Source organism: Yonghaparkia sp. Soil809 (assembly GCF_001429705.1).
In the GTDB taxonomy this organism is placed as follows: Bacteria; Actinomycetota; Actinomycetes; order Actinomycetales; family Microbacteriaceae; genus Microcella.
On record NZ_LMSV01000002.1, the window covers coordinates 814389 to 833361 of the forward strand.

An 18973-nucleotide genomic window follows, 5' to 3' on the forward strand; every position below is an offset into this window, starting at 1 on the left:
GCTCAGATCGTCGCGAGTCGGGCGCGCGCGATGCTGTAGACGCCGTAGATGATGAGTCCGGCGCCGATGGACGCGAGCCAGAACGGGCCGAGGAATCCGCGCCGGAGGGCTCCCAGAGCGCCGGCGAGCCCCGTGACGTCCGTCGGATCGACCTCGATCGCCTCGACGATGATGAGCCCGGCGAGCAGGAGGAAGGCGATGCCGCGGGCCACGTAGCCGACCGCGCCGAGCGCGCGCACGGCGCGGCCGCGTCGCCGCGACATCGGCCGGAGCTCCCACGAGAACCGGCGCCGCACGCCCTTCACCACGAAGTAGCCGCCGCCGATGGCGATGCCGGCACCGATCAGGATGAGCACCACGGCGCCCGTGGTCGAGTCGAGGAGGGCGGCGCTGAGCGCGCGTGCGCTGCGGCCCGACATGAGGTCGCCGCCGAACAGGAGGACGCCGGGCGGGATCGCGAGGGCGAGATACACCAGCCCCTGCGCGGCGCTCGCGAGCCCCGAGGTCCAGCGGTGCATGGGGCCGCGATTGAGGAACGCGTCGGCGATCATCCAGACCCCCAGACCGACGAGGCTCACGATGACCGCGACCAGCAGGACGTCGCCGAGCGGTGCCGCGGCGATCGTCTCGAAGGCGCCGACCTCATCCGGCAGGACGCGTCGATCGCCGAAGGCCACCGCGATCGCGAGCGCGCCGATGATGACGTGGAGCAGCCCCGTCACGACCCAGCCCGAGCGGGCGAGGAGGGTGAAGATCCGACTCCCGTGCACGTTCTGCACGGTCGCGGATCCGTTCATAGGCGCGCCCAGCGTGCGCGCGCCGCGCAGTAGACGCCGTAGGCGACGAGGCCGAGCCCCACGAGGCTCAGGAGGATGACGCCGAAGGGGAGCTCGGTGAGCGCGCGCAGGGCGCCGTCGAGTCCGGTGACCTCGCTCGGGTCGGTCGTGACCGCGGCGACGACGGCGAGGATGCCGAGGGAGACGAGAGCCACGCCCTTGGCGACGTACCCGATGACGCCGAGGGCGACGACCGTGCGACCGGTCGTGCCCGACGGCACGCGCAGATCGCGACGGAAGCGGCGGCGCAGACCCTTCACGACGAAGTACACGCCGATGCCGACGATGACGAGGCCCAGCAGCGCGAGGACGAAGACGCCGCCGGGGGTCGCGATGAGGACGGCGCTCAGCTCGCGCGCGTCCTCCGTGGAGTCGGAGCGGCCGCCCATCGCGATCGTGACGGCCGATGCGGCGAGGGCGGCGTACACGACGCCCTTCAGTGCGGTGATGAGGCCGTCGCCGATCTCGCCCGTGGGGATCAGCAGCAGGAGGCCCTCGACGAGCAGCCACAGGGCGAGCGCGACGAGGCCGGCCGCGAGCACCCAGATGAGGATGATCCCCCCGGGTGTCGCCGCGATCGCGGTGAGCGCACCGGAGGGGTCGGCGTCGCGACCTCCCGTGCCGGCGCCCGTGGCGACCCCGAGGGCGAGGAAGCCCATGAGCACGTGCAGGAGCCCGTTCGTGGCGAATCCCGCGCGAGCGGCCAGCTGGAACGGCCGGCTGCCGCGCACCTCGCGGACGGCGCGGGCCCTCACAGCCGGGCCAGTCGTGCGCGCGCCGCGGTGTAGAAGCCGTGGGCGATGAGTCCGAGCCCCACGACGGCGAGGAGGAGGGGGCCCGCGGGGGAGAGCGCGAGGGCGGCGAGAAGCCCGTCGACCCCGGCCGGGCCGGCCGGGACGAACGCGGCACCGAGGGTCAGGACGCCCAGGACGCCCAGCGCGACGGCCTTGCCGAGGTAGGCGACGCGCCCCGCGAGGAGCATCGGGCGGCGGCCGGAGGACTTCGCGGGGAGGCGGATGTCGTCGAGGAAGCCGCGCCGCCATCCCTTGAGGCCGAAGTACGTGGCGACGGTCAGGGTCAGCAGGGCGATGATGATCAGCACGACGGGGCCGAGCGGAAGCTGCACGACCGAGGCCGCCAGCGCACCGGGTTCCTCCTGCGGGTTGCTGCGTCCGGTGGCGGCGATGCTCCCGCTGCTGACGCCGAGGAGGAGGTACGCGACGCCGCGGCCGATCCTGACGGCGCGGTCACGGGGCGGCAGGTCGCGGTGGCGCTCGAGGAACGGAGCGGCGAGCATCCACGCGCCCAGGATCACGTAGCCGATCGCGATGACCCAGAACAGCACGGCTCCTCCCGGGTTGGCGGCGACGGCGCGCAGGGCCCCCACCCGCTCGGAGTCGGGCGTGATGAGCACGGCGATGGGGATCGACAGCGCGATGACGCCGAGCAGGACGTGCAGGACGCCGTTCACGGCGAGACCGGTCCGGGTGACGACGCGGTACGTCCGGGTGGGGATGGCGACGCCGTGCGGGCGCACGACTCCGCCCTCGGTGCGAGAGGTCATGGGCCCAGGCTAGAGGGCGAAAGGGATTCGCGGAGCGGGGTTGCCGTGATCCGGCTCAGGAGCTAGGCCGACCCGCCGGCCGCAGCGCCCGTGCGCTCGGCCTCGACGAGGGCGAAGTAGCGATCGAAGACCCCGCGCCCGACCCGTTCGACGGCCCGCGCCCGCTCGGGGTCGCGGTCGGCGTGCGCGGGCAGCTCGTCGGCGATGCCCGCGAGCTGATCCGGGCCCATCTCGAGGTGGAACTGGAACCCGTAGACGGTGCGTCCGAGCCGGAAGGCCTGGTGGGGGTAGTTCTCGTTGCTCGCGAGGAGCACGGCCCCTTCGGGCAGGGTGATGGTGTCCTCGTGCCAGTGGAAGACCGGCACGGTCGGCCCGGCGGGGCCGATCACGGGGTCGTCGAGCCCGGCGTCGGTGAGCTCGACCGTTCCCAGACCGTCCTCGCTCTCGTCGCCGCGGCTCAGCTGGGCGCCCGCGGCGACGGCGATGATCTGCGCGCCGAGGCACATGCCGAGCACGGGCACGCCCCGCTCGATGGCGGCGGCGACGAGCGCGCGCTCGGCGATCAGGGCGGGATGCGCGTCGTCGTCGAGCGCGCCCATCGCGCCCCCGAGGACGATGACACCCTCGTACGCCTCGACGGCGTCAGGGCTCGGGACGGGCTCGCCGGAGTCGGTGCGGACGACGCGGAGCTCGAGTCCGCGGGCCGCCGCGACCACGCCGATGAGCGCCGGACCCTCGAAGGACATCTGCTGCAGCACGAGCCAGGTCATCCCCCCACCGTAGAGGCCCGATCATCGGAAGTCGCGGCTCGCGAGGCTGGCTCTCAGCGGAAGGGTCTCGACCCGGTCGGCGACGATCGCGATGACGCCCTCGCGCGAGCGCTCGAGCGTGCCGCGGACGATGAGGGCGCGGCTCTCCCGCACCACGCGGCGGTAGCGGCTCCAGAGCCCGACCGAGCAGACGACGTTGACGAGCCCCGTCTCGTCCTCGATGTTGAGGAAGGTGATGCCGCTCGCGGTCGCGGGGCGCTGGCGGTGGGTGACGACCCCGGCGATCTCGACGCGGCGCCCCGGCTCGGTGGTCCGGAGGTCGATCGCGGCGAGCACGCCGCGGCGCGCGAGGGCCGGGCGCGCGTACCGCACGGGGTGGTCGCCGGGGGCGATGCCCGTCGAGACGAGGTTCGCCACCATCGTCTCGGCGTCGTCGAGGTCGCTGAACAGCGGCGGCTGCACGGCGACGACCGTGCCGGGCAGGTACTCGGGCCTGGCCTGCGCGGCTGCTCCCGCCGCCCACAGCGCGGCCCGGCGTGAGAGGCCGAGCACGTCGAAGGCGCCGGCCGTCGCGAGCGCCTCGAGCTGCGCCCCCGTCAGGCCCGTGCGGTACGCGAGCTCGGTGAGATCGCGGTACGGGCCGCCTCGCTCGCGCTCGGCGATGATGCGCTCGGCGGTGGGGCGGCCGATGCCCGACACGGCCGCGAGCCCCTGCCGCACGGCGAGGTCGGCGTCGCGGCGGTGCCGGGCGCAGTCGGCGAGGTCGCCGTCGGTGGAGTCGGGGCGGAACTCGGGCACGGGGGGCTGGATGCGGCAGGTGCAGGAGGCGAGCCCCGTCGGGGTCGCGCGGCGGGCATCCGCCCCGATCGCGGCGACGGCGTCGTCGACCACGAGGTCGACGCGCTCGAGCCCCGCCTCGACGCCCGAGCGCAGGATGCAGGGCGTGCGCACCTCGACGCCGTGCCGCTCGGCGTCGGCGGCGAGCGAGGCGGGGGAGTAGAAGCCCATCGGCTGCGCGCGCAGGAGCGCGGCGAGGAAGACGCCGGGGTAGTGCAGCTTGAGCCACGAGCTCGCGTAGACGAGCAGGCCGAAGCTGATGGAGTGGCTCTCGGCGAAGCCGAAGTTCGCGAAGGCCTGGATGCGGCCGTAGATCTCGTCGGCGAGGCGCCCGCTGATGCCGTTGCCCGCCATGCCCGCGTAGAGGGTCTCGCGCAGCGACTCGATGCGCTCGAGGCCGCGCTTGCTGCCCATCGCGCGGCGCAGCAGGTCGGCGTCGTCGCCCGTGCAGCCGCCGACCGCCATGGCGATCTGCATGAGCTGCTCCTGGAAGACGGGCACGCCGAGGGTGCGCTCGAGCGGCTCGACGAGCTTCGGATGGTCGTAGGTGATCGGCTCCTCCCCGAGCTTGCGGCGCACGAAGGGGTGCACGGCGCCGCCCTGGATGGGCCCGGGGCGCACGAGCGCGATCTGCACGACGAGGTCGTAGAAGCGGCGCGGCTGCAGGCGCGGCAGGAGGCTCATCTGCGCCCGGCTCTCGACCTGGAAGACGCCGATCGAGTCGGCGCGGCACAGCATGTCGTAGGTCGCCTGCTCCTCCTTCGGCAGGGTCGCGAGCTCCCACCGGTCGCCGAGGTGGTCGTCGATGAGGTCGAAGGCGTACTGCAGGGCCGCGAGCATGCCGAGGCCGAGCAGGTCGAACTTGACGAGGCCCATCCAGGCGCAGTCGTCCTTGTCCCACTGCAGCACCGTGCGACCCTCCATGCGCGCGTGCTCGATCGGCACGATCTCGCCGACGGGTCGATCGGTGAGCACCATGCCGCCCGAGTGGATGCCGAGGTGCCGCGGGTAGGTGAGCACCTGCTGGGCGAGCGCGACGACGGGCTCGGGGATGTCGTGGTCGTCGCTCGAGAGCACGGCGCCCCAGCGCTCCACCTGCTTGCTCCACGCGTCCTGCTGCCCCACGGAGTGCCCGAGCGCGCGCGCCATGTCGCGCACGGCGTTCTTCGGCCGGTACGAGATGACGTTCGCGACCTGGGCGGCGTTGCGCCGGCCGTAGCGCTCGTAGACGTACTGGATGACCTCCTCGCGCCGGTCGGAGTCGAAGTCGACGTCGATGTCGGGCTCCTCGTCGCGCAGCGCCGAGAGGAACCGCTCGAACGGCAGCTTGTAGCCGATCGAGTCGACCGCGGTGATGTCGAGCAGGTAGCAGACGGCCGAGTTCGCCGCCGAGCCGCGCCCCTGGCAGAGGATGCCGCGGCCTCGGGCGAACTGGACGATGTCGTGGACGATGAGGAAGTAGCCGGGGAACCCCTTCTGCTCGATGACGTCGAGCTCGCGGCCGATGCGCGCGCGGTCGGCGTCGCTGACGTCGGGGTACTTGCGCGGCACGGCCGCCCAGACGAGCTCGCGCAGCCAGCTCATGGGCGTGTGGCCGGGCGGCACCTCCTGCTTCGGCAGCTGCGGCTTCGCCTGCCGCAGCGGGAACCCGAGCGCGTCGGCGAGCTCGACGCTGCGCGCCACGGCGCCCGGGTGGCGGGCGAAGCGCTCGGCCATCTCGGCGCCGCTGCGCAGGTGCGCGGTGCCGGCGTGCGGCAGCCACCCCTCCATGTCGTCGAGGCTGCGCCGCGCCCGCAGCGCGGCGAACGCGGTGGCGAGGGGATGCCGGGCGGGCGTCGCGTAGTGCACGCCGCCGGTCGCCACGACGGGCAGGCCTCGATCGCGGNNGCGAGGGCCGCGAGGGCGTCGTTGTGCACGGAGTCGAGCGGGCGCCCGTGGTCCATGAGCTCGACGACGACGCCCTCGCGGCCGAAGCGGGCGAGGAGCCCATCGAGCGCGGAGCCCGCCGCCTCGACCTGCGCGCGCNGTCGGCACCGCGCGGTCGCCGAGCGCGGCGCGCACGGCGCCCTTGCGGCAGCCGGTGAGCACGACCCACTCGCCGGCGGCCTGCTCGGCGAGCGCGTCGAGGTCGTACACGGGGCGGCCCTTCTCGCCGCCGGAGAGCTGACCCTCGGTGAGGGCGGCGGCGAGCCGGTGGTAGCCGGACTGTCCGCGCGCGAGGACGAGCAGGTGGGTGCCCTCGGGGTCGGCGACGCCCTGCTGCGGCCCCGTGAGGCCGAGGCTGAGCTCGGCGCCGAACACGGTCGTGAGGCCGTAGGGCTCGGCGGCCTCGGCCATGCGCACGACGCCGTAGAGGCCGTCGTGGTCGGTGAGCGCGAGGCCGTGCAGACCGAGGCGCGCGGCCTCCTCCAGCAGCTCTTCCGGGCTCGAGGCGCCGTCGAGGAAGGAGAACGAGGAGTGCGCGTGCAGCTCGGCGTAGGGGACGACCGCCTCGGGGTCGGGGCGGTCGAGCTCGGCCGCGCGGTAGGGCGCGCGCTTGTGCGACCAGGCGGGGGAGTCGCCGCCGTCAGCGCCGGGCGGGGGAGCCGTGCCGGGGCGCGTGCCGTCGCGGAGGGCGCGCTCGAACTCGCTCCACGGGATGGGCGGGTTGTACCAGCCTGCCATCAGCGGCACCGACCCTCGTGCGCCGCGTGATGCCCAGCTCCCGCGCGCTCAGTCATACTTCGCCTCGGCCCACCAGCTCGCGCCCTCGAGCACGAGCAGCCACGCGACCCCTCCGGCGTCGACGACCTGCAGCCGGTGCGCCCGCCGCGCGCGCGCCGGATCCCACCAGCGCTCCTCGAGCGGCCACGGGCCCGCCCACGAGGCGATGGGCCTCACGGCGCCGCCCGCGCTCGGCGCGAACCCCGCGGGCGCGGCGCTGAGCCGCAGGCGCTCGTCGACCGAGACGGTCTCGCCCCGGGCATCCACGACCACCACGGGGTGGCGCGAGGCGTAGACGGTCGCGGGCGCGGGCTGCGGCAGCGCCCCGGGCCACGGCCGGTCGAGCGGCCGGGGGAGCACCGCGCGGTCGCCCCAGGGAACGAGCACGCGGCGCTCGGCGAGCGTTCGGCCGCCCGAGCGCTGCGCGGTGAGCACGGCCTCGTGGCCGAGCAGGCTCTGCACGCGCGCGAGGGCGTGGTGCACGCGCTCGTCAGGCCCCGAGCCCCACAGCCCCGGCTCGTGGTGCGCGAGGGCGTCGAGGCTCTCGGGCACGATGCGCACGCGCGCGATCGCGGCGCGCAGATCGGGACCGGTGGGAGCGCCGGGCGCCGAGCCCGCCGTGCGGGTCGCCCCGCTGAGCTGCCAGCGCACGCGGTCGACGATCTCGCTCGGCCTGAATGACCGCGGGTGCAGCCACGCGCGCTCGCTCTCGCCGCCGAGCTCGTCGCGGAACCCGATGCGCACCGCCGTGGCGACGAGCCGATGCCCCGCGAGCGTCTCGACGACCTCGTCGGCGAGGCGCCGCACGGCGAAGGCGACCTGGTCGACGCGATCGAGGGGAGGCTCGAGCTCGAGCACGCGCTCGAGGTCGAGGGGCGGGATGCGCGGCACGAGCCCGCGCGCATCGAGAGCGCTCGCGAGCGCGTGCCGGTGGGCCCCCCGCTCGCCGAAGCGATCGCGCACGGCCTCGGCGGGCAGCTGCGCGAACTCGCCGAGCGTGCGCACCCCGAGCCGCCCGAGCAGGGCCGCGAGCTCGGGGTCGTCGAGCGCGGCGACCGGCTGCGGAGCGAGGAAGGCCGCGGCCGCGCCGGGCGGCACGATGCGGACGGGGGCGTCGGCGAGGGCATCCCTCGCCGCGAGATCGGCTGTGAACGCGCCGTCGGCGATGCCGATGCGCGCGTCGGGCACCCCCTCCTCGGCGAGGGCGGCACGCAGCGCGAGGGCCGCCGCCCGCTCGCCTCCGTAGTAGCGCGCGGGACCACGGGCGCCGAGCATCACGAGGCCGGGGCGCACGACCTGCACGCCCGCGACGAGCGACTCGAGCGCGTCGACGAGCGGGGAGAACAGCCGGTGGTCGCGGTCGTCGTCGTGAGGCAGCACGACGAGCACGGGGCACAGCGACTGCGCCTCGCGCCGCCGCTGCCCGCGCCTCACCCCCTGGGCGCGCGCGGCGGACGAGCACGCGACGACGCGATTGGCCGCGACGACCGCGAGCGGGACCCCGGCGCGCGCGGCGCCGTCGCGCACCGCCGCGAGCACCGGCCAGTCGGGCACCCACAGGCACAGCGCCCGCAGCATCAGCCGACCTCGCGCCAGGCCTCGCGCGCCCGCTCGGCGGCCGTGCGCGACGCGGCGCCCGGCACCGCGCGCGGGTCGAGACGACGGATGCCCTGCTCGGGGTCGGGCATGAGCAGCCGCCCGCTCACGGGCCGAGGCGAGCGCCTGCTCGTCACCGTGACGGTGACCTCCCGGCTCGTGAGACAGCCGGAGCCGTGCCCGAGTCCCGACCACCGGCTCTCGGTGAGGCTGATCATGGCCTCGGTCTGCGGCCACGCGCCCACGACGAGCAGCGTCGACCCGCGCTCGCGCAGGCGGCTCGCGAGCCGCGCGACGGCCGCATCGCCCGCGGCGCGGCCGGGCTTCACGACGACGACGCCGAGAGCGTCGGCGATGGAGGCCGTGACGGTGAGCCACTGATCGCCGGGATGCGGGACGAGCACGAGGCGGTCGAGGTCGACTCCCATGGCCTCCGCGGCCTCGACCCCGAACTCGGGCATGCCGACGACCCCGCACCACGACCCGGCGGCAGACGGCCCGGCGAGGAGCGCCATGACGAGCGCGCTGGACGGGCTCACCGAGTACGCCGCCCCCTCCTTCAGCCCGCCGTCGGGCAGGAGGTCGGCGAGGGCCTCGTGGGTCGGCGTGAGCCTCGAGTCGAGCGTCGTGCGCTGCAGCGCGTCGATGCGCGCCTGCAGCGCCTGCACCGTGTCGACCGTCTGCAGTCGCGCGCCGCCGCCCGAGCCCGCACCCGCGACCGCGTCGGCCGACGCGGCGGGGGAGAGGGCGAGAGCGGGCATGCCTCCATGGTCGAACATACGTTCGAATATCGCAACCGCCACCGACATTCGACGGCGTGTCGCCAGCGGTGCCACCTCAGCGGCCCCGCCCTACTCCACCCAGTAGTCGCCGTCGAAGTGGAGGCGGCCGTTCTCCGAGGCCTCGTCGTCGAGGAACTCCTCCTCGCCGACCTCGCGGATCTCGAACGAGATCGAGGTCGACGTGGTGATGAGCACGCTCATGACGCGGTCGCCCGAGAGCCGGACATCCACGAAGGCACCGCCGGCGACGCACGCCGCCACGATCTCCTCCTTGAGCGCGTCGAGATCCTGGTTGTCGGCGAGATAGTTGCGGCTCTCGCCGATGCTGGCCTGCACGACTCTCATGAGCGACCTCCGTCGGTGATGGCGCTGTCGGTGATGGCGCTGTCGGCGATCGCGCCGTCGCCGCTGTCGGCGATGAGGCGGTCGTCCGGCGCGATGAGGAGCGACGAGTGGACCCGCGTGACGGGCGGCACGACGCCGCTCGGCTCGGGGACGATGCGGAGCCCCGCCGAGCTGTTGGCCGAGCTCATGAGGGCCTCGATCCAGGCGCGGCTGATGGTCGGCGCGCGGCCGCCGTGGAAGGTGAACACGAGCGGGATCGCGGGGTGCAGCCACAGGCTCGCCCGCCCGCTGCCCTCCTCGCGGGGCTTCGACCACGAGAACGCGAACGACTCCTGGCGCCGGAGCTTGGCGACGATCACGATCTGCAGGTGCGCGAGCACCCGGTCGTCGAATCTCGCCTCGAACGTCGACGCGTAGATCAGCTGGCCCATCGGTTCCTCACGATCGGGTGCTGCTCGCGGGGGGCGAGCAGGCGCTGCACCGGCTGAGTCGTGCGGGTCGGCCCTCTGACCGTACCCCCCTATTCCAGAGCCGCGACCCGCTCGCTCAGGAAGTCGGCACCCGCGTGATCGTGCACGAGCTCTCCGCGCACGTCGATCGGGTACGGGCGCTCCAGCACCCCGTCCGCGGGGCGCACGTCCACGTGCACGGCCTCGAGCCCGATCGCGTGCACGTGATCGGCCATGAGGTAGTCCGAGCGCGAATCGCCCACCGAGTACCAGCGCGGCGCCGTCGTGCCGCGCGCAGCGAACCAGTCGATCACGCGCCGCGCACCGTGATCCTTGTCGAGCCGCACCGACTCGATGTCGGTCGAGATGATCGTCGGGTCGATGCGGAACGGCACAGCGCCATCGGCGTCGGGGGAGACCCGGTCGCGGTGGCGGACGCCGAGCCCGCGGGCGGCGAGCGCCGCGAACGCCGCGTCCTCGAACTCCTCCTGCGCCTCGCGATAGACCTCCGACGAGACATCGACGCGCTGCTCGAGCGACACCATGACGCGCTTGCCCTCGTCGACGAACATCGCGTCGGCGAAGCGCTCGCGCGCGATCGACTCGACCTCCGTGCGGGCAGCGTCGGGCAGGGCGACCGTCGGGTCGACCTGCACCTCGCCGAGGCCCGCGGCCGTGATCGGGGCCCACGCCCCGCCCTTCTCGAAGACGCCGAAGAGGGCGACGTCCTCGCGCATCCCGTGCTCGAGAAGGCGCGAGACGACCTGCTCGCGCATGAAGGCGTCGCTGCGGCCGGTGACGAACGCGACCGGGATCCCCGCATGGGCGAGGGTCAGCAGGTCCTCCACGATCGAGGCGTGCACGATCGTGCGGGTCTCGGGGCTCGCGATCGGCCCGTCGACGTCGAGCAGCAGGCCGAACGGGGCGATGATGTCGGCATGACCCGTCACTGGACTCCTCGCGCCATCGTGTTCCTCGTTCTCGCGATCATCGGCCTCGTCGGCACGTGGACGTACAACGTCATCGCGATTCTTCAGCGCAACGACTTCGTGGGGGACTGGTTCAATAATGGCCCGGCCGTCGGCTCGCTCACGACCGACCTGCTGATCATGGCGGTCGCGGGGTGCGCCTTCATCGTCATCGAGGGGCGGCGCCTGGGCATGAGGCACCTGTGGGCGTACATCGCCTTCTCGGGGCTCACGGCGATCGCGTTCACCTTCCCGCTCTTCCTCGCGAACCGCGAGCGCCGCCTCACCGAGCTCGGCGCCACCGAGCCCGCGGAGGGCATGGCACCCTCGTAACGGTGAGCGAGCGCGCGACGGCACGGCGGGTGGTCGGCGGCCTGCGCCTGCTCGCGGCGCTCATCGGGGTCATCGCGCTCGTGGCTCGCTTCCAGTACGGGCTCGGCTTCAGCGTCTTCATCGCCTCCAACTTCTTCGGCTACCTCACCGTGCAGTCGAACATCGCGGCGATCGCGCTCGGCATCGTCTCGGGCGCGCTCGCGCTGCGCCGCTCCCGCGATCCGGCGTGGATGCCCGTGGCGCGCGTCGCCGTCCTCAGCTGGATGCTCGTGGCCGGCATCGTCTTCGCGCTCCTGGCCTCGCAGGCGGCGACCCGCGGCTACCGGCTCGACGTGCCGCTGAGCGATCAGCTGCTCCACTTCGTGCTGCCCGCATGGCTGCTGCTCGACTGGCTGCTCTCGCCGGGGGAGCGCCGCACGGATCCGCGCGTGATGCTCATCGTCGTCGGCTACCCGCTCGGCTGGGGCCTCGCGACGCTCATCCGCGGCGCGATCGTCGGCTGGTACCCGTACTTCTTCCTCGACCCCGACCAGGTGAGCGGCGTGGTTGAGCTGCTCGCCTACGGAGCGGCCGCGCTGGGACTGTTCGCGCTCGTCGGAGCGGTCGTGCGCGTGCTGCCGCGCATCCCCCTCGAACGGATGCCCGCCCTCAGCCGGTCGTGGGCTCGCGCCCGACCACGAGAGGAGCGAGGCCCGCGAGCGCCGCGGTGACCGCGTCGCCCTCGCCGAGCGCGCCGAAGCCGATCGCCCGCGCGCCCGCGACGACGCCGACGAGCACGGGCTCGCCCGTCACGGCCTGCAGGTTGACCCACAGCGGCACGGCCGCCTCCGGGTCGGCGAGCACCCAGATCGCGGCCTCCTCCTCCCAGAAGGGCGCGTCGAAGCGCAGCCAGATCGTCTCGACCGCTCCGACCCCGAGGCGGGCGATCGCGGAGTCCTTGACGGCCGGCAGCTCGAGGTCGATGCCGCGCGCCTGCAGCACGCCGAGCGGAGCCGTGAGCAGGACGCGGTCGGCCGAGAACGAGTCGCCCACCCCGAGCCGGACGCTCACGTCGTCGTCGCCGACCGCGATGCCCGTGACGGGGCTCGAGAGCTGCACGTCGACGTCCTCGAGCAGAGCGTCGACGAGCCGGGCCCACCCGCCCGTGACGAGGTTCTCGGCGCCGAGCGGCAGCTCGGCGAGCCCCTCGCGCGTCGAGAGCTCGCCCGTCGCAGCCCCCAGCCGGGGCTCGACGAGCCCGGAGAGCGCGAGCGCGATCGACTGCGCTTCGCTCGGCGCCCCCTCCATGCCGGGCGTGCCGTCCCACGGCCTCAGGAAGGCGAGCGCGGTCGCGAGCGCCACGTCGGGCTCGACGGCGGCGGCGGCCTGGCGCGCGGCCTCCAGTACGGGCAGCAGGACGGATTCGAGCGTCGCCGAGGTCGAGGGCCGCGTGATCGCGATCGGTTCGCCTGCCTCGTCGAACCCGCGCGCCGCATCGGCGATCGCGACGTCGACGCCCGCGCGCACGAGCCGCTCGAGCAGGTCGTGCCGACCGATCTCGCGCACCCACTGCGCGCCGAGCTCGACCGGCACGGGCCACGCGTCGCTGTCGATCGTATGGATCCGGCCGCCCGTGCGGCCCCGCGCCTCGAGCACGATGACCTCGAGGCCCTCCGGGCCGTCGTCGACGAGCAGGCGAGCGGCGGCCGCGCCGGCGATGCCCGCCCCGACGATCACGACGCGCTCTCCGGGCGCGGCGACCGCGAGGAGCTCGGCGGCGGCGCGCTCGCCCGACGCGAGGGCTCCGTGCACCGTGGATGGCGCATCCGTCGAGGTGGCCTCGCCCGCGAAGAACAGCCGATCGCGCCAGGGGGAGGCGAGCTCGTCGCGCAGCCGCGGCGACTCGCCGACGGGCAGGAAGCTCGTGGATCCGCGCGAGAACGAGTCGCCGAGCCAGTCGCTGCGGGCGACGCCGGCCGGGCGGGTCGGGCCGACCGCGGGCGCGGGCGTCGGCTCGGGCGAGGGCTGCGGCGGCTCATCGGTGCACGCCGCGAGCACCGCGACGGAGAGGCCCGTGGCCCCGACCAGGAAGGTGCGCCGTGTGATGCCCATCGCGGGCGAGCCTACCCGCGCGCGTCGGCCTCGCGGTCGGGGCTCCGCAGACAGCAGAACGGCCCCGGGCCGGAGCCTCGGGGCCGTTCACCGCTCTTCGGAGCGGACTGTCTCAACCAGTAATGGTTGGCTGGTGATCACTCACCGACCAGCGTGCGCGAGGGGGGACTTGAACCCCCACGCCCTTTCGGGCACTAGCACCTCAAGCTAGCGCGTCTGCCATTTCCGCCACCCGCGCTGGTCCGGTTCCTCCGCCGTGGCGGGGCAACCGAGAGACGACGATAGCACGTTCCGAGGTGCCGCCAGCACGCGGGGTAGCGTGGTCGGCATGGCAGGCCAGGAGCAGCTCAGCGAGACCGCCCGCATCGCCCGAGACCTCATCCGATTCGACACGACGAACCACGGCGAGGGGCGCAGCAACGGCGAGACGGAGGCGGCCGAGTACGTCGCCGCGATCCTCTCCGAGATGGGGCTCGAGCCCGAGCTCATCGACGCCGCGCCCGGCCGCACGAGCGTCGTCGCGCGCGTCGAGGGCTCGTACGCGAACCCCGTCGACACCGCCCGCGGCGAGCGCCCGGCCCTCGTCGTCCACGGCCACCTCGACGTCGTCCCGGCCGACCCCGCGAACTGGTCGGTCGACCCGTTCGGCGGCGAGATCCGTGACGGGATGCTCTGGGGGCGCGGCGCCGTCGACATGAAGAACATGGACGCGATGATCCTCACCTCCCTGCGCGAGATCCTCGCCGGGGGAGGGCGGCCCAACCGCGATCTCGTGGTCGCGTTCTTCTCCGACGAGGAGAACGGCGGCGCCTTCGGCGCGCACCACCTCGTCACCCACCGTCGGGAGCTCTTCGCGGGCGCGACCGAGGCCATCAGCGAGGTCGGCGGCTACTCGGTCGACATCGAGGGCCAGCGCGCGTACCTGCTGCAGACGGGCGAGAAGGCCCTCGTCTGGATCCGCCTGCGCACGCGCGGCACGGCGGCGCACGGCTCACGGGTCATCCGCGACAACGCCGTGACGAAGCTCGCCGAGGCCGTCGCCCTGCTCGGGCGCCGTGAGTGGCCGGTGCGGCTCACCGGCACGACGACCCAGCTGCTCGCCGAGCTCTCGCGCATCCTGGGCACCGACCCGGAGGCCGTGGGCGCCGACGGCTCCGGCGCCGACGAGCTGCTGCTGCGCACGGGCACCGCGGCGGGGTTCCTCACGGCGACCCTGCGCACGACGAGCAACCCGACGCTCCTGAAGGCCGGCTACAAGCACAACGTCATTCCCGACACGGCCGAGGCGCTCATCGACATCCGCACCCTGCCGGGCGAGGAGGACGCCGTGCTCGCCGAGGTGCGCGCGATGCTCCCGGACGAGGTCGAGATCGAGGTCGTGACGCGAGACGTGGGGCTCGAGAACCCCTTCTCGGGCGCCCTCGTCGAGGCCATGGTCGCGACACTGATGCGGCACGATCCGGAGGCGCAGGTCATCCCGTACCTGCTGAGCGGCGGCACCGACAACAAGGCGCTCAGCGAGCTCGGCATCACCGGCTACGGCTTCGCGCCCCTGAAGCTCACGCCCGACCTCGACTTCCCGGCGATGTTCCACGGCGTCGACGAGCGCGTGCCGCTCAGCGCCCTCGACTTCGGGCACCGCGCCCTCACCGACCTGCTGTCGACCTACTAGGAGCCGCGTGTCCCTCCTCGAAGCGATCATCCTCGGCCTCATCCAGGGCCTGACGGAGTTCCTGCCGATCTCCTCCAGCGCGCACCTGCGCATCGCCGGCGAGTTCCTGCCGAGCGCGACCGACCCGGGGGCGACGTTCACCGCGATCACGCAGATCGGCACCGAGCTCGCGGTCCTCCTGTATTTCTGGACGGACATCACGCGCATCATCGGGCGCTGGTTCCGGCACTTCTCGCCCTCCTCGGGCGTGCCGCGCACCGACCCCGACGTGCGCATGGGCTGGCTCATCATCATCGGCACCGTGCCGATCGTTCTCGTGGGCTTCTTCGCTCAGGAGTACATCCGCTCGACCTTCCGCTCGCTCTGGCTCGTCGCGGTCGTGCTCATCGTGTTCGGCCTCATCCTCGGCGTCGCCGACCGGCTCGGGCGCCGCACGCGCGAGCTCGACGAGCTCACCTATCCGCACGGCCTCCTCTACGGCGCCGCGCAGATGCTCGCGCTCATCCCCGGCGTCTCGCGCTCGGGCGCGACGACGACGATGGGCCTCGCGCTCGGCTACACGCGGCCGGCGGCTGCCCGCTACGCGTTCCTGCTCGCGATCCCCGCGGTGTTCGGCAGCGGTCTCTACGAGCTCGTGACGGCGATCCGCGAGCCGAGCGCGAGCCCGTTCGGCTGGTTCGACACGCTCGCGGCGACGGTCATCGCGTTCGGCGTCGGCTACCTCGTCATCGCCGGGCTCATGCGGTACATCTCGACCCGGTCGTTCCTGCCGTTCGTGATCTACCGCGTCGTGCTCGGCACTGTGCTGCTCATCCTCCTCGGCGCGGGAGTCATCGACCCTCTCTAGCCCGAGCCGAGCATCCGCCGCCGCTCGCCCGACTGCCCGCCCGCCCGCAGAATTCAGGAACCCTGCGCCCCATGGCGCGCTGACGGGATACTCCACCGGCGTGTCGCACGCGGTGCCCGCCCAGGACTCCCGAGTCGTGGAGGTGTCAGCGAGCGCACGGGCAGCTCGCTCGACTCGCGGCAGACCTGAGCCGCGCGAACTCGATCGCGGCGTCGCGCGTGCACGTTCTCCGGAGATCGGGCGCCGCGCGCGTCGCAGTTGCGCGACACCCCGCACCGGCAGCACCGGATCTCCGGAATTGTTGCACGCGCCCGCGGGCTGCCCGAGGGCGGTGGAACACCGTCGCTCGTTCCGAACGTGTCGGAGGGCGCGCACCTGGCCGGACGTCAGCCGGAGGACGCGAGCCGCGAGCCGCGGTACTCGCGACGCGAGAAGTGTCTGCGCCCCTACGCGGGCGGCTCGCTCGCCGACTGCGGCGGCTCGTCGTCGCCGCGCTTGCGCAGGTAGCGCTCGAACTCCTGCGCGATCGCCTCGCCGCTCGCCTCGGGCGCCTCGACGGCGTCGCGCGCCCGCTCGAGCGAGACGATGTACGACTTCATGTCGTCGTCGTCCTCGGCGAGCGCGTCGATGCCGTCCTCCCAGGCGCGAGCCTCGTCGATGAGGTCGCCGCGGGGGATGGTGACGTCGACGAACTCCTCGAGCTTGTCGAGCAGGGCGAGCGTCGCCTTGGGGGAGGGGGCGTTGTGCACGTAGTGCGGCACGGAGGCCCATAGCGACACGACCGGGATCCCGACCTCCTCCGCCGCAGCGGCGATGATGCTGAGGATCCCCACGGGACCCTCGTAGGTCGAGCGCTCGACGCCCAGCTCCTCCCGCACCTGCGCGTTCTCGCTCGTGGAGTGCACGGTGATGGGCCGGGAGTGCGGCACGTCGGCGAGCAGCGCGCCGAGAATGACGATGCCGGTGATGTCGGCCGTGAGCGCCTGGTCGATGGTCTCGGTCGCGAAGGTGCGCCAGCCGCGCGAGGGCTCGGTGCCCAGCAGCAGGTAGATGTTGTCGTGGTTGGTGCCGCTCACGTCGAGGATTCGCTCACCGGCCGAGCGCTCGGGCGCGATCTCGCGCGGCAGCCCATCGTCGTTCGCGGGGCCGTAGAAGGTGACCCCGGGCCACCGCACGCGACGCCGGCCCTCCTCGTCGAACTCCACGGTCGGGCGGTTGAGCTGGAAGTCGTAGTAGTCCTCGGGGTCGACGTCGGCGATGGGCACGACGTCGAGCACCTCCTTGAGCGCCTTGACCGCTCCGCTCGCCGCCTCGCCCGCGTCGTTCCAGCCCTCGAAGGCGACGACGAGCAGTCGCCCGCCTCGGAACAGGTCGCTCTGGGTCACGTCGCTCGCTCTCGGTCGAGCGCCGCCGGCCCGTCGCCCGCAGCGCGGTCTCCACAATAGAACGCAACTAGACTGGCCCGTCGTGACCGCACCGAGTCGAACCCCCGCCGCGCCGGCCGCAGTCCTGTGGGACATGGACGGCACGATCGTCGACACCGAGCCCTACTGGCTCTCCGCCGAGACGGAGCTCGTGGCCTCGTTCGGCGGCGTCTGGACGCAGGAGGACGGCCTCCGGCTCGTCGGCTCGGGCCTCCTCGACGCGGCAGGAGTGCTCCAGGACGCCGGGGTCGCGCTCGCGCGCGAGGAGATCATCGAGCGCCTCACCGACCACGTCATGGAGCAGATCGAGATCGCCGTGCCGTGGCGCCCGGGGGCGCGCGAGCTGCTCGCCGCGCTCCGCGCCGAGGGCATCCCGAGCGCTCTGGTCACGATGTCGCTGCGGCGCATGGCGCTGCGCGTCGCCGCGGCGATCGGCGAGGACGCCTTCGCCGTCGTCATCGCGGGCGACGACGTGACGAACGCGAAGCCGCACCCCGAGCCCTACCTGACGGCCGCCGATCGGCTGGGCGTGAGCATCCGCGACTGCGTCGCCATCGAGGACAGCGAGTTCGGCCTCGTCTCCGCCGTCGCCTCGGGCGCGGCGACGATCGGCGTCCCGTGCCACGTGAGCCTGCACGAGGCCCCGACCCACGAGCTGTGGACCACGCTCGACGGCCGCGGCATCGCCGACCTCGGCGCCGCGCTCGAGCGCCACCGTCACCACCGCGCCACGACGGGAGCCCCCGCATGACCCTCCGCCGCCAGTCCGGCCCGTTCATCGAGGGCGACCAGGTGCAGCTCACCGACCCGAAGGGCCGGCTCAACACCGTGACCCTCGAGCGCGGCAAGGCCTTCCACAGCCACCGCGGGGTGCTCCCGCACGAGTCGCTCATCGGCCTCCCCGACGGCAGCGTCGTCGAGAACTCCAGCGGGGTGCCCTACCTCGCGCTGCGCCCGCTCCTGAACGACTTCGTCATGTCGATGCCGCGCGGCGCCGCGATCGTCTACCCGAAGGACGCCGGCCAGATCGTCGCGATGGGCGACGTCTTCCCGGGCGCGACGGTCGTCGAGGCGGGCGTGGGCTCCGGCGCTCTGTCGCTCTCGCTCCTGCGCGCGATCGGACCGACCGGCCGCCTGCTGAGCTTCGAGCGCCGCGAGGAGTTCGCCGACATCGCCCGCGGCAACGCCTCCGCTTTCCTGGGCGAGGCGCCCGCGAACTGGACGATCACGATCGGCGACCTGCAGGCCTCCCTGCCCGAGACGTGCGAGGACGGCACGGTCGATCGCGTCGTGCTCGACATGCTCGCCCCGTGGGAGTGCCTGGAGGCCGTCGGCGACGCCCTCACGCCGGGCGGCGTCCTCGTCGTCTACGTCGCGACCGCCACGCAGCTGAGCCGCGTCGCCGAGGCGATCCGCGCCGCCGAGCGCTTCACCGAGCCGCTCTCGAGCGAGACGATGGTCCGCGGCTGGAACGTCGACGGCCTCTCCGTCCGCCCCGACCACCGCATGGTCGCCCACACGGGCTTCCTTCTCACCGCCCGCCGGCTCGCCGACGGCACCGCGCGCTTCGTCAAGGCCAAGCGCGGCAGCAAGACCGAGCACGGCGATGAGGATGTCGAGATCTGGACCCCGGGCGCCCTCGGCGACCGCATCGCGAGCCCCAAGCGCCTCCGCAAGGCCGTCCGCGAGGCTCAGTCGCTCGCCGAGCGCTCGGCGAAGCGCGCAGGCGACGCCCCGGTAGAGTTCTGACGGCCGC

The 18973-nt window shown here is 73.6% G+C and carries 18 protein-coding genes, 1 tRNA gene and 2 pseudogenes; 6 read left to right on the forward strand and 15 right to left on the reverse strand.

Annotated elements, in window-relative coordinates; genetic code table 11:
* Positions 1 to 2 precede the first annotated feature (2 nt).
* From ASG83_RS11315 to ASG83_RS11360, 12 genes and pseudogenes are all read right to left on the reverse strand, one after another.
* The gene (locus ASG83_RS11315; RefSeq protein WP_055861387.1) at positions 3 to 797 is read right to left on the reverse strand and encodes a DUF1206 domain-containing protein; all 795 of its coding nucleotides are present in this window, start codon (positions 795 to 797) and stop codon (positions 3 to 5) included.
* Positions 794 to 1591: a DUF1206 domain-containing protein gene (locus ASG83_RS11320; protein ID WP_055861389.1), complete on the reverse strand. Its 798-nt coding sequence runs from the start codon at positions 1589 to 1591 to the stop codon at positions 794 to 796. The genes ASG83_RS11315 and ASG83_RS11320 overlap by 4 nt, the downstream gene beginning before the upstream one ends.
* Positions 1588 to 2400 (reverse strand): DUF1206 domain-containing protein, encoded by an 813-nt coding sequence (locus ASG83_RS11325; RefSeq protein WP_055861392.1) that lies wholly within the window; start codon positions 2398 to 2400, stop codon positions 1588 to 1590. Before ASG83_RS11325 ends, ASG83_RS11320 begins: the two co-directional genes overlap by 4 nt.
* A 62-nt stretch (positions 2401 to 2462) precedes the next feature.
* Positions 2463 to 3170, reverse strand: a complete 708-nt coding sequence (locus ASG83_RS11330) for a type 1 glutamine amidotransferase (RefSeq protein WP_055861395.1) — start codon at positions 3168 to 3170, stop codon at positions 2463 to 2465.
* Positions 3171 to 3191: 21 nt separating this feature from the next.
* Positions 3192 to 5892 (reverse strand): error-prone DNA polymerase (locus ASG83_RS11335; RefSeq protein WP_235460192.1); only part of this gene is annotated, 2701 nt, incomplete at its 5' end.
* Positions 5893 to 5894: 2 nt separating this feature from the next.
* Positions 5895 to 6032, reverse strand: a pseudogene (locus tag ASG83_RS13465) (hypothetical protein); the annotation flags it as partial.
* A 1-nt stretch (position 6033) separates the two neighbouring features.
* Positions 6034 to 6671, reverse strand: a pseudogene (locus ASG83_RS13270) (PHP domain-containing protein); the annotation flags it as partial.
* Positions 6672 to 6719: 48 nt separating this feature from the next.
* Positions 6720 to 8288, reverse strand: coding sequence for a DNA polymerase Y family protein (locus ASG83_RS11340; RefSeq protein WP_055861398.1), 1569 nt, complete (start codon positions 8286 to 8288; stop codon positions 6720 to 6722).
* Positions 8288 to 9067: a hypothetical protein gene (locus ASG83_RS11345; protein ID WP_156376821.1), complete on the reverse strand. Its 780-nt coding sequence runs from the start codon at positions 9065 to 9067 to the stop codon at positions 8288 to 8290. The genes ASG83_RS11340 and ASG83_RS11345 overlap by 1 nt, the downstream gene beginning before the upstream one ends.
* 90 nt (positions 9068 to 9157) lie before the next feature.
* The gene (locus ASG83_RS11350) at positions 9158 to 9433 is read right to left on the reverse strand and encodes a hypothetical protein (RefSeq protein WP_055861402.1); all 276 of its coding nucleotides are present in this window, start codon (positions 9431 to 9433) and stop codon (positions 9158 to 9160) included.
* Positions 9430 to 9864 (reverse strand): ATP-dependent DNA ligase, encoded by a 435-nt coding sequence (locus ASG83_RS11355; protein WP_369813327.1) that lies wholly within the window; start codon positions 9862 to 9864, stop codon positions 9430 to 9432. The genes ASG83_RS11350 and ASG83_RS11355 overlap by 4 nt, the downstream gene beginning before the upstream one ends.
* 89 nt (positions 9865 to 9953) lie before the next feature.
* On the reverse strand, positions 9954 to 10832 hold the full coding sequence (locus ASG83_RS11360; protein ID WP_235451464.1) for a hypothetical protein: 879 nt from the start codon (positions 10830 to 10832) through the stop codon (positions 9954 to 9956).
* Here ASG83_RS11360 and ASG83_RS11365 point away from each other — a divergent pair.
* The gene (locus ASG83_RS11365) at positions 10821 to 11183 is read left to right on the forward strand and encodes a DUF2834 domain-containing protein (RefSeq protein ID WP_055861406.1); all 363 of its coding nucleotides are present in this window, start codon (positions 10821 to 10823) and stop codon (positions 11181 to 11183) included. The genes ASG83_RS11360 and ASG83_RS11365 overlap by 12 nt on opposite strands.
* A 2-nt stretch (positions 11184 to 11185) precedes the next feature.
* Positions 11186 to 11893, forward strand: coding sequence for a Pr6Pr family membrane protein (locus ASG83_RS11370; RefSeq protein ID WP_055861409.1), 708 nt, complete (start codon positions 11186 to 11188; stop codon positions 11891 to 11893).
* Here ASG83_RS11370 and ASG83_RS11375 read toward each other — a convergent pair.
* On the reverse strand, positions 11832 to 13274 hold the full coding sequence (locus ASG83_RS11375; RefSeq protein WP_055861412.1) for an FAD-dependent oxidoreductase: 1443 nt from the start codon (positions 13272 to 13274) through the stop codon (positions 11832 to 11834). The two genes, ASG83_RS11370 and ASG83_RS11375, sit on opposite strands and share 62 nt — an antisense overlap.
* A gap of 154 nt (positions 13275 to 13428) precedes the next feature.
* Positions 13429 to 13512, reverse strand: a tRNA-Leu gene (locus tag ASG83_RS11380).
* A gap of 90 nt (positions 13513 to 13602) precedes the next feature.
* Between ASG83_RS11380 and ASG83_RS11385 the strand changes: the two genes are divergently transcribed.
* Together ASG83_RS11385 and ASG83_RS11390 are read left to right on the forward strand one after the other, a co-directional pair.
* The gene (locus ASG83_RS11385; RefSeq protein WP_055861415.1) at positions 13603 to 14946 is read left to right on the forward strand and encodes a M20/M25/M40 family metallo-hydrolase; all 1344 of its coding nucleotides are present in this window, start codon (positions 13603 to 13605) and stop codon (positions 14944 to 14946) included.
* Positions 14947 to 14953: 7 nt separating this feature from the next.
* Positions 14954 to 15793 (forward strand): undecaprenyl-diphosphate phosphatase, encoded by an 840-nt coding sequence (locus ASG83_RS11390; protein ID WP_055861417.1) that lies wholly within the window; start codon positions 14954 to 14956, stop codon positions 15791 to 15793.
* 446 nt (positions 15794 to 16239) lie between these two features.
* Here ASG83_RS11390 and ASG83_RS11395 read toward each other — a convergent pair whose 3' ends face one another.
* On the reverse strand, positions 16240 to 17178 hold the full coding sequence (locus ASG83_RS11395; RefSeq protein ID WP_055861419.1) for a PAC2 family protein: 939 nt from the start codon (positions 17176 to 17178) through the stop codon (positions 16240 to 16242).
* Between the two features lie 82 nt (positions 17179 to 17260).
* Here ASG83_RS11395 and ASG83_RS11400 point away from each other — a divergent pair, with 82 nt between their 5' ends.
* Both ASG83_RS11400 and ASG83_RS11405 read left to right on the forward strand, forming a co-directional pair.
* Positions 17261 to 17968: an HAD family phosphatase gene (locus ASG83_RS11400; protein WP_255357382.1), complete on the forward strand. Its 708-nt coding sequence runs from the start codon at positions 17261 to 17263 to the stop codon at positions 17966 to 17968.
* Positions 17965 to 18966, forward strand: a complete 1002-nt coding sequence (locus ASG83_RS11405; protein WP_055861422.1) for a tRNA (adenine-N1)-methyltransferase — start codon at positions 17965 to 17967, stop codon at positions 18964 to 18966. The genes ASG83_RS11400 and ASG83_RS11405 overlap by 4 nt, the downstream gene beginning before the upstream one ends.
* Positions 18967 to 18973 lie beyond the last annotated feature (7 nt).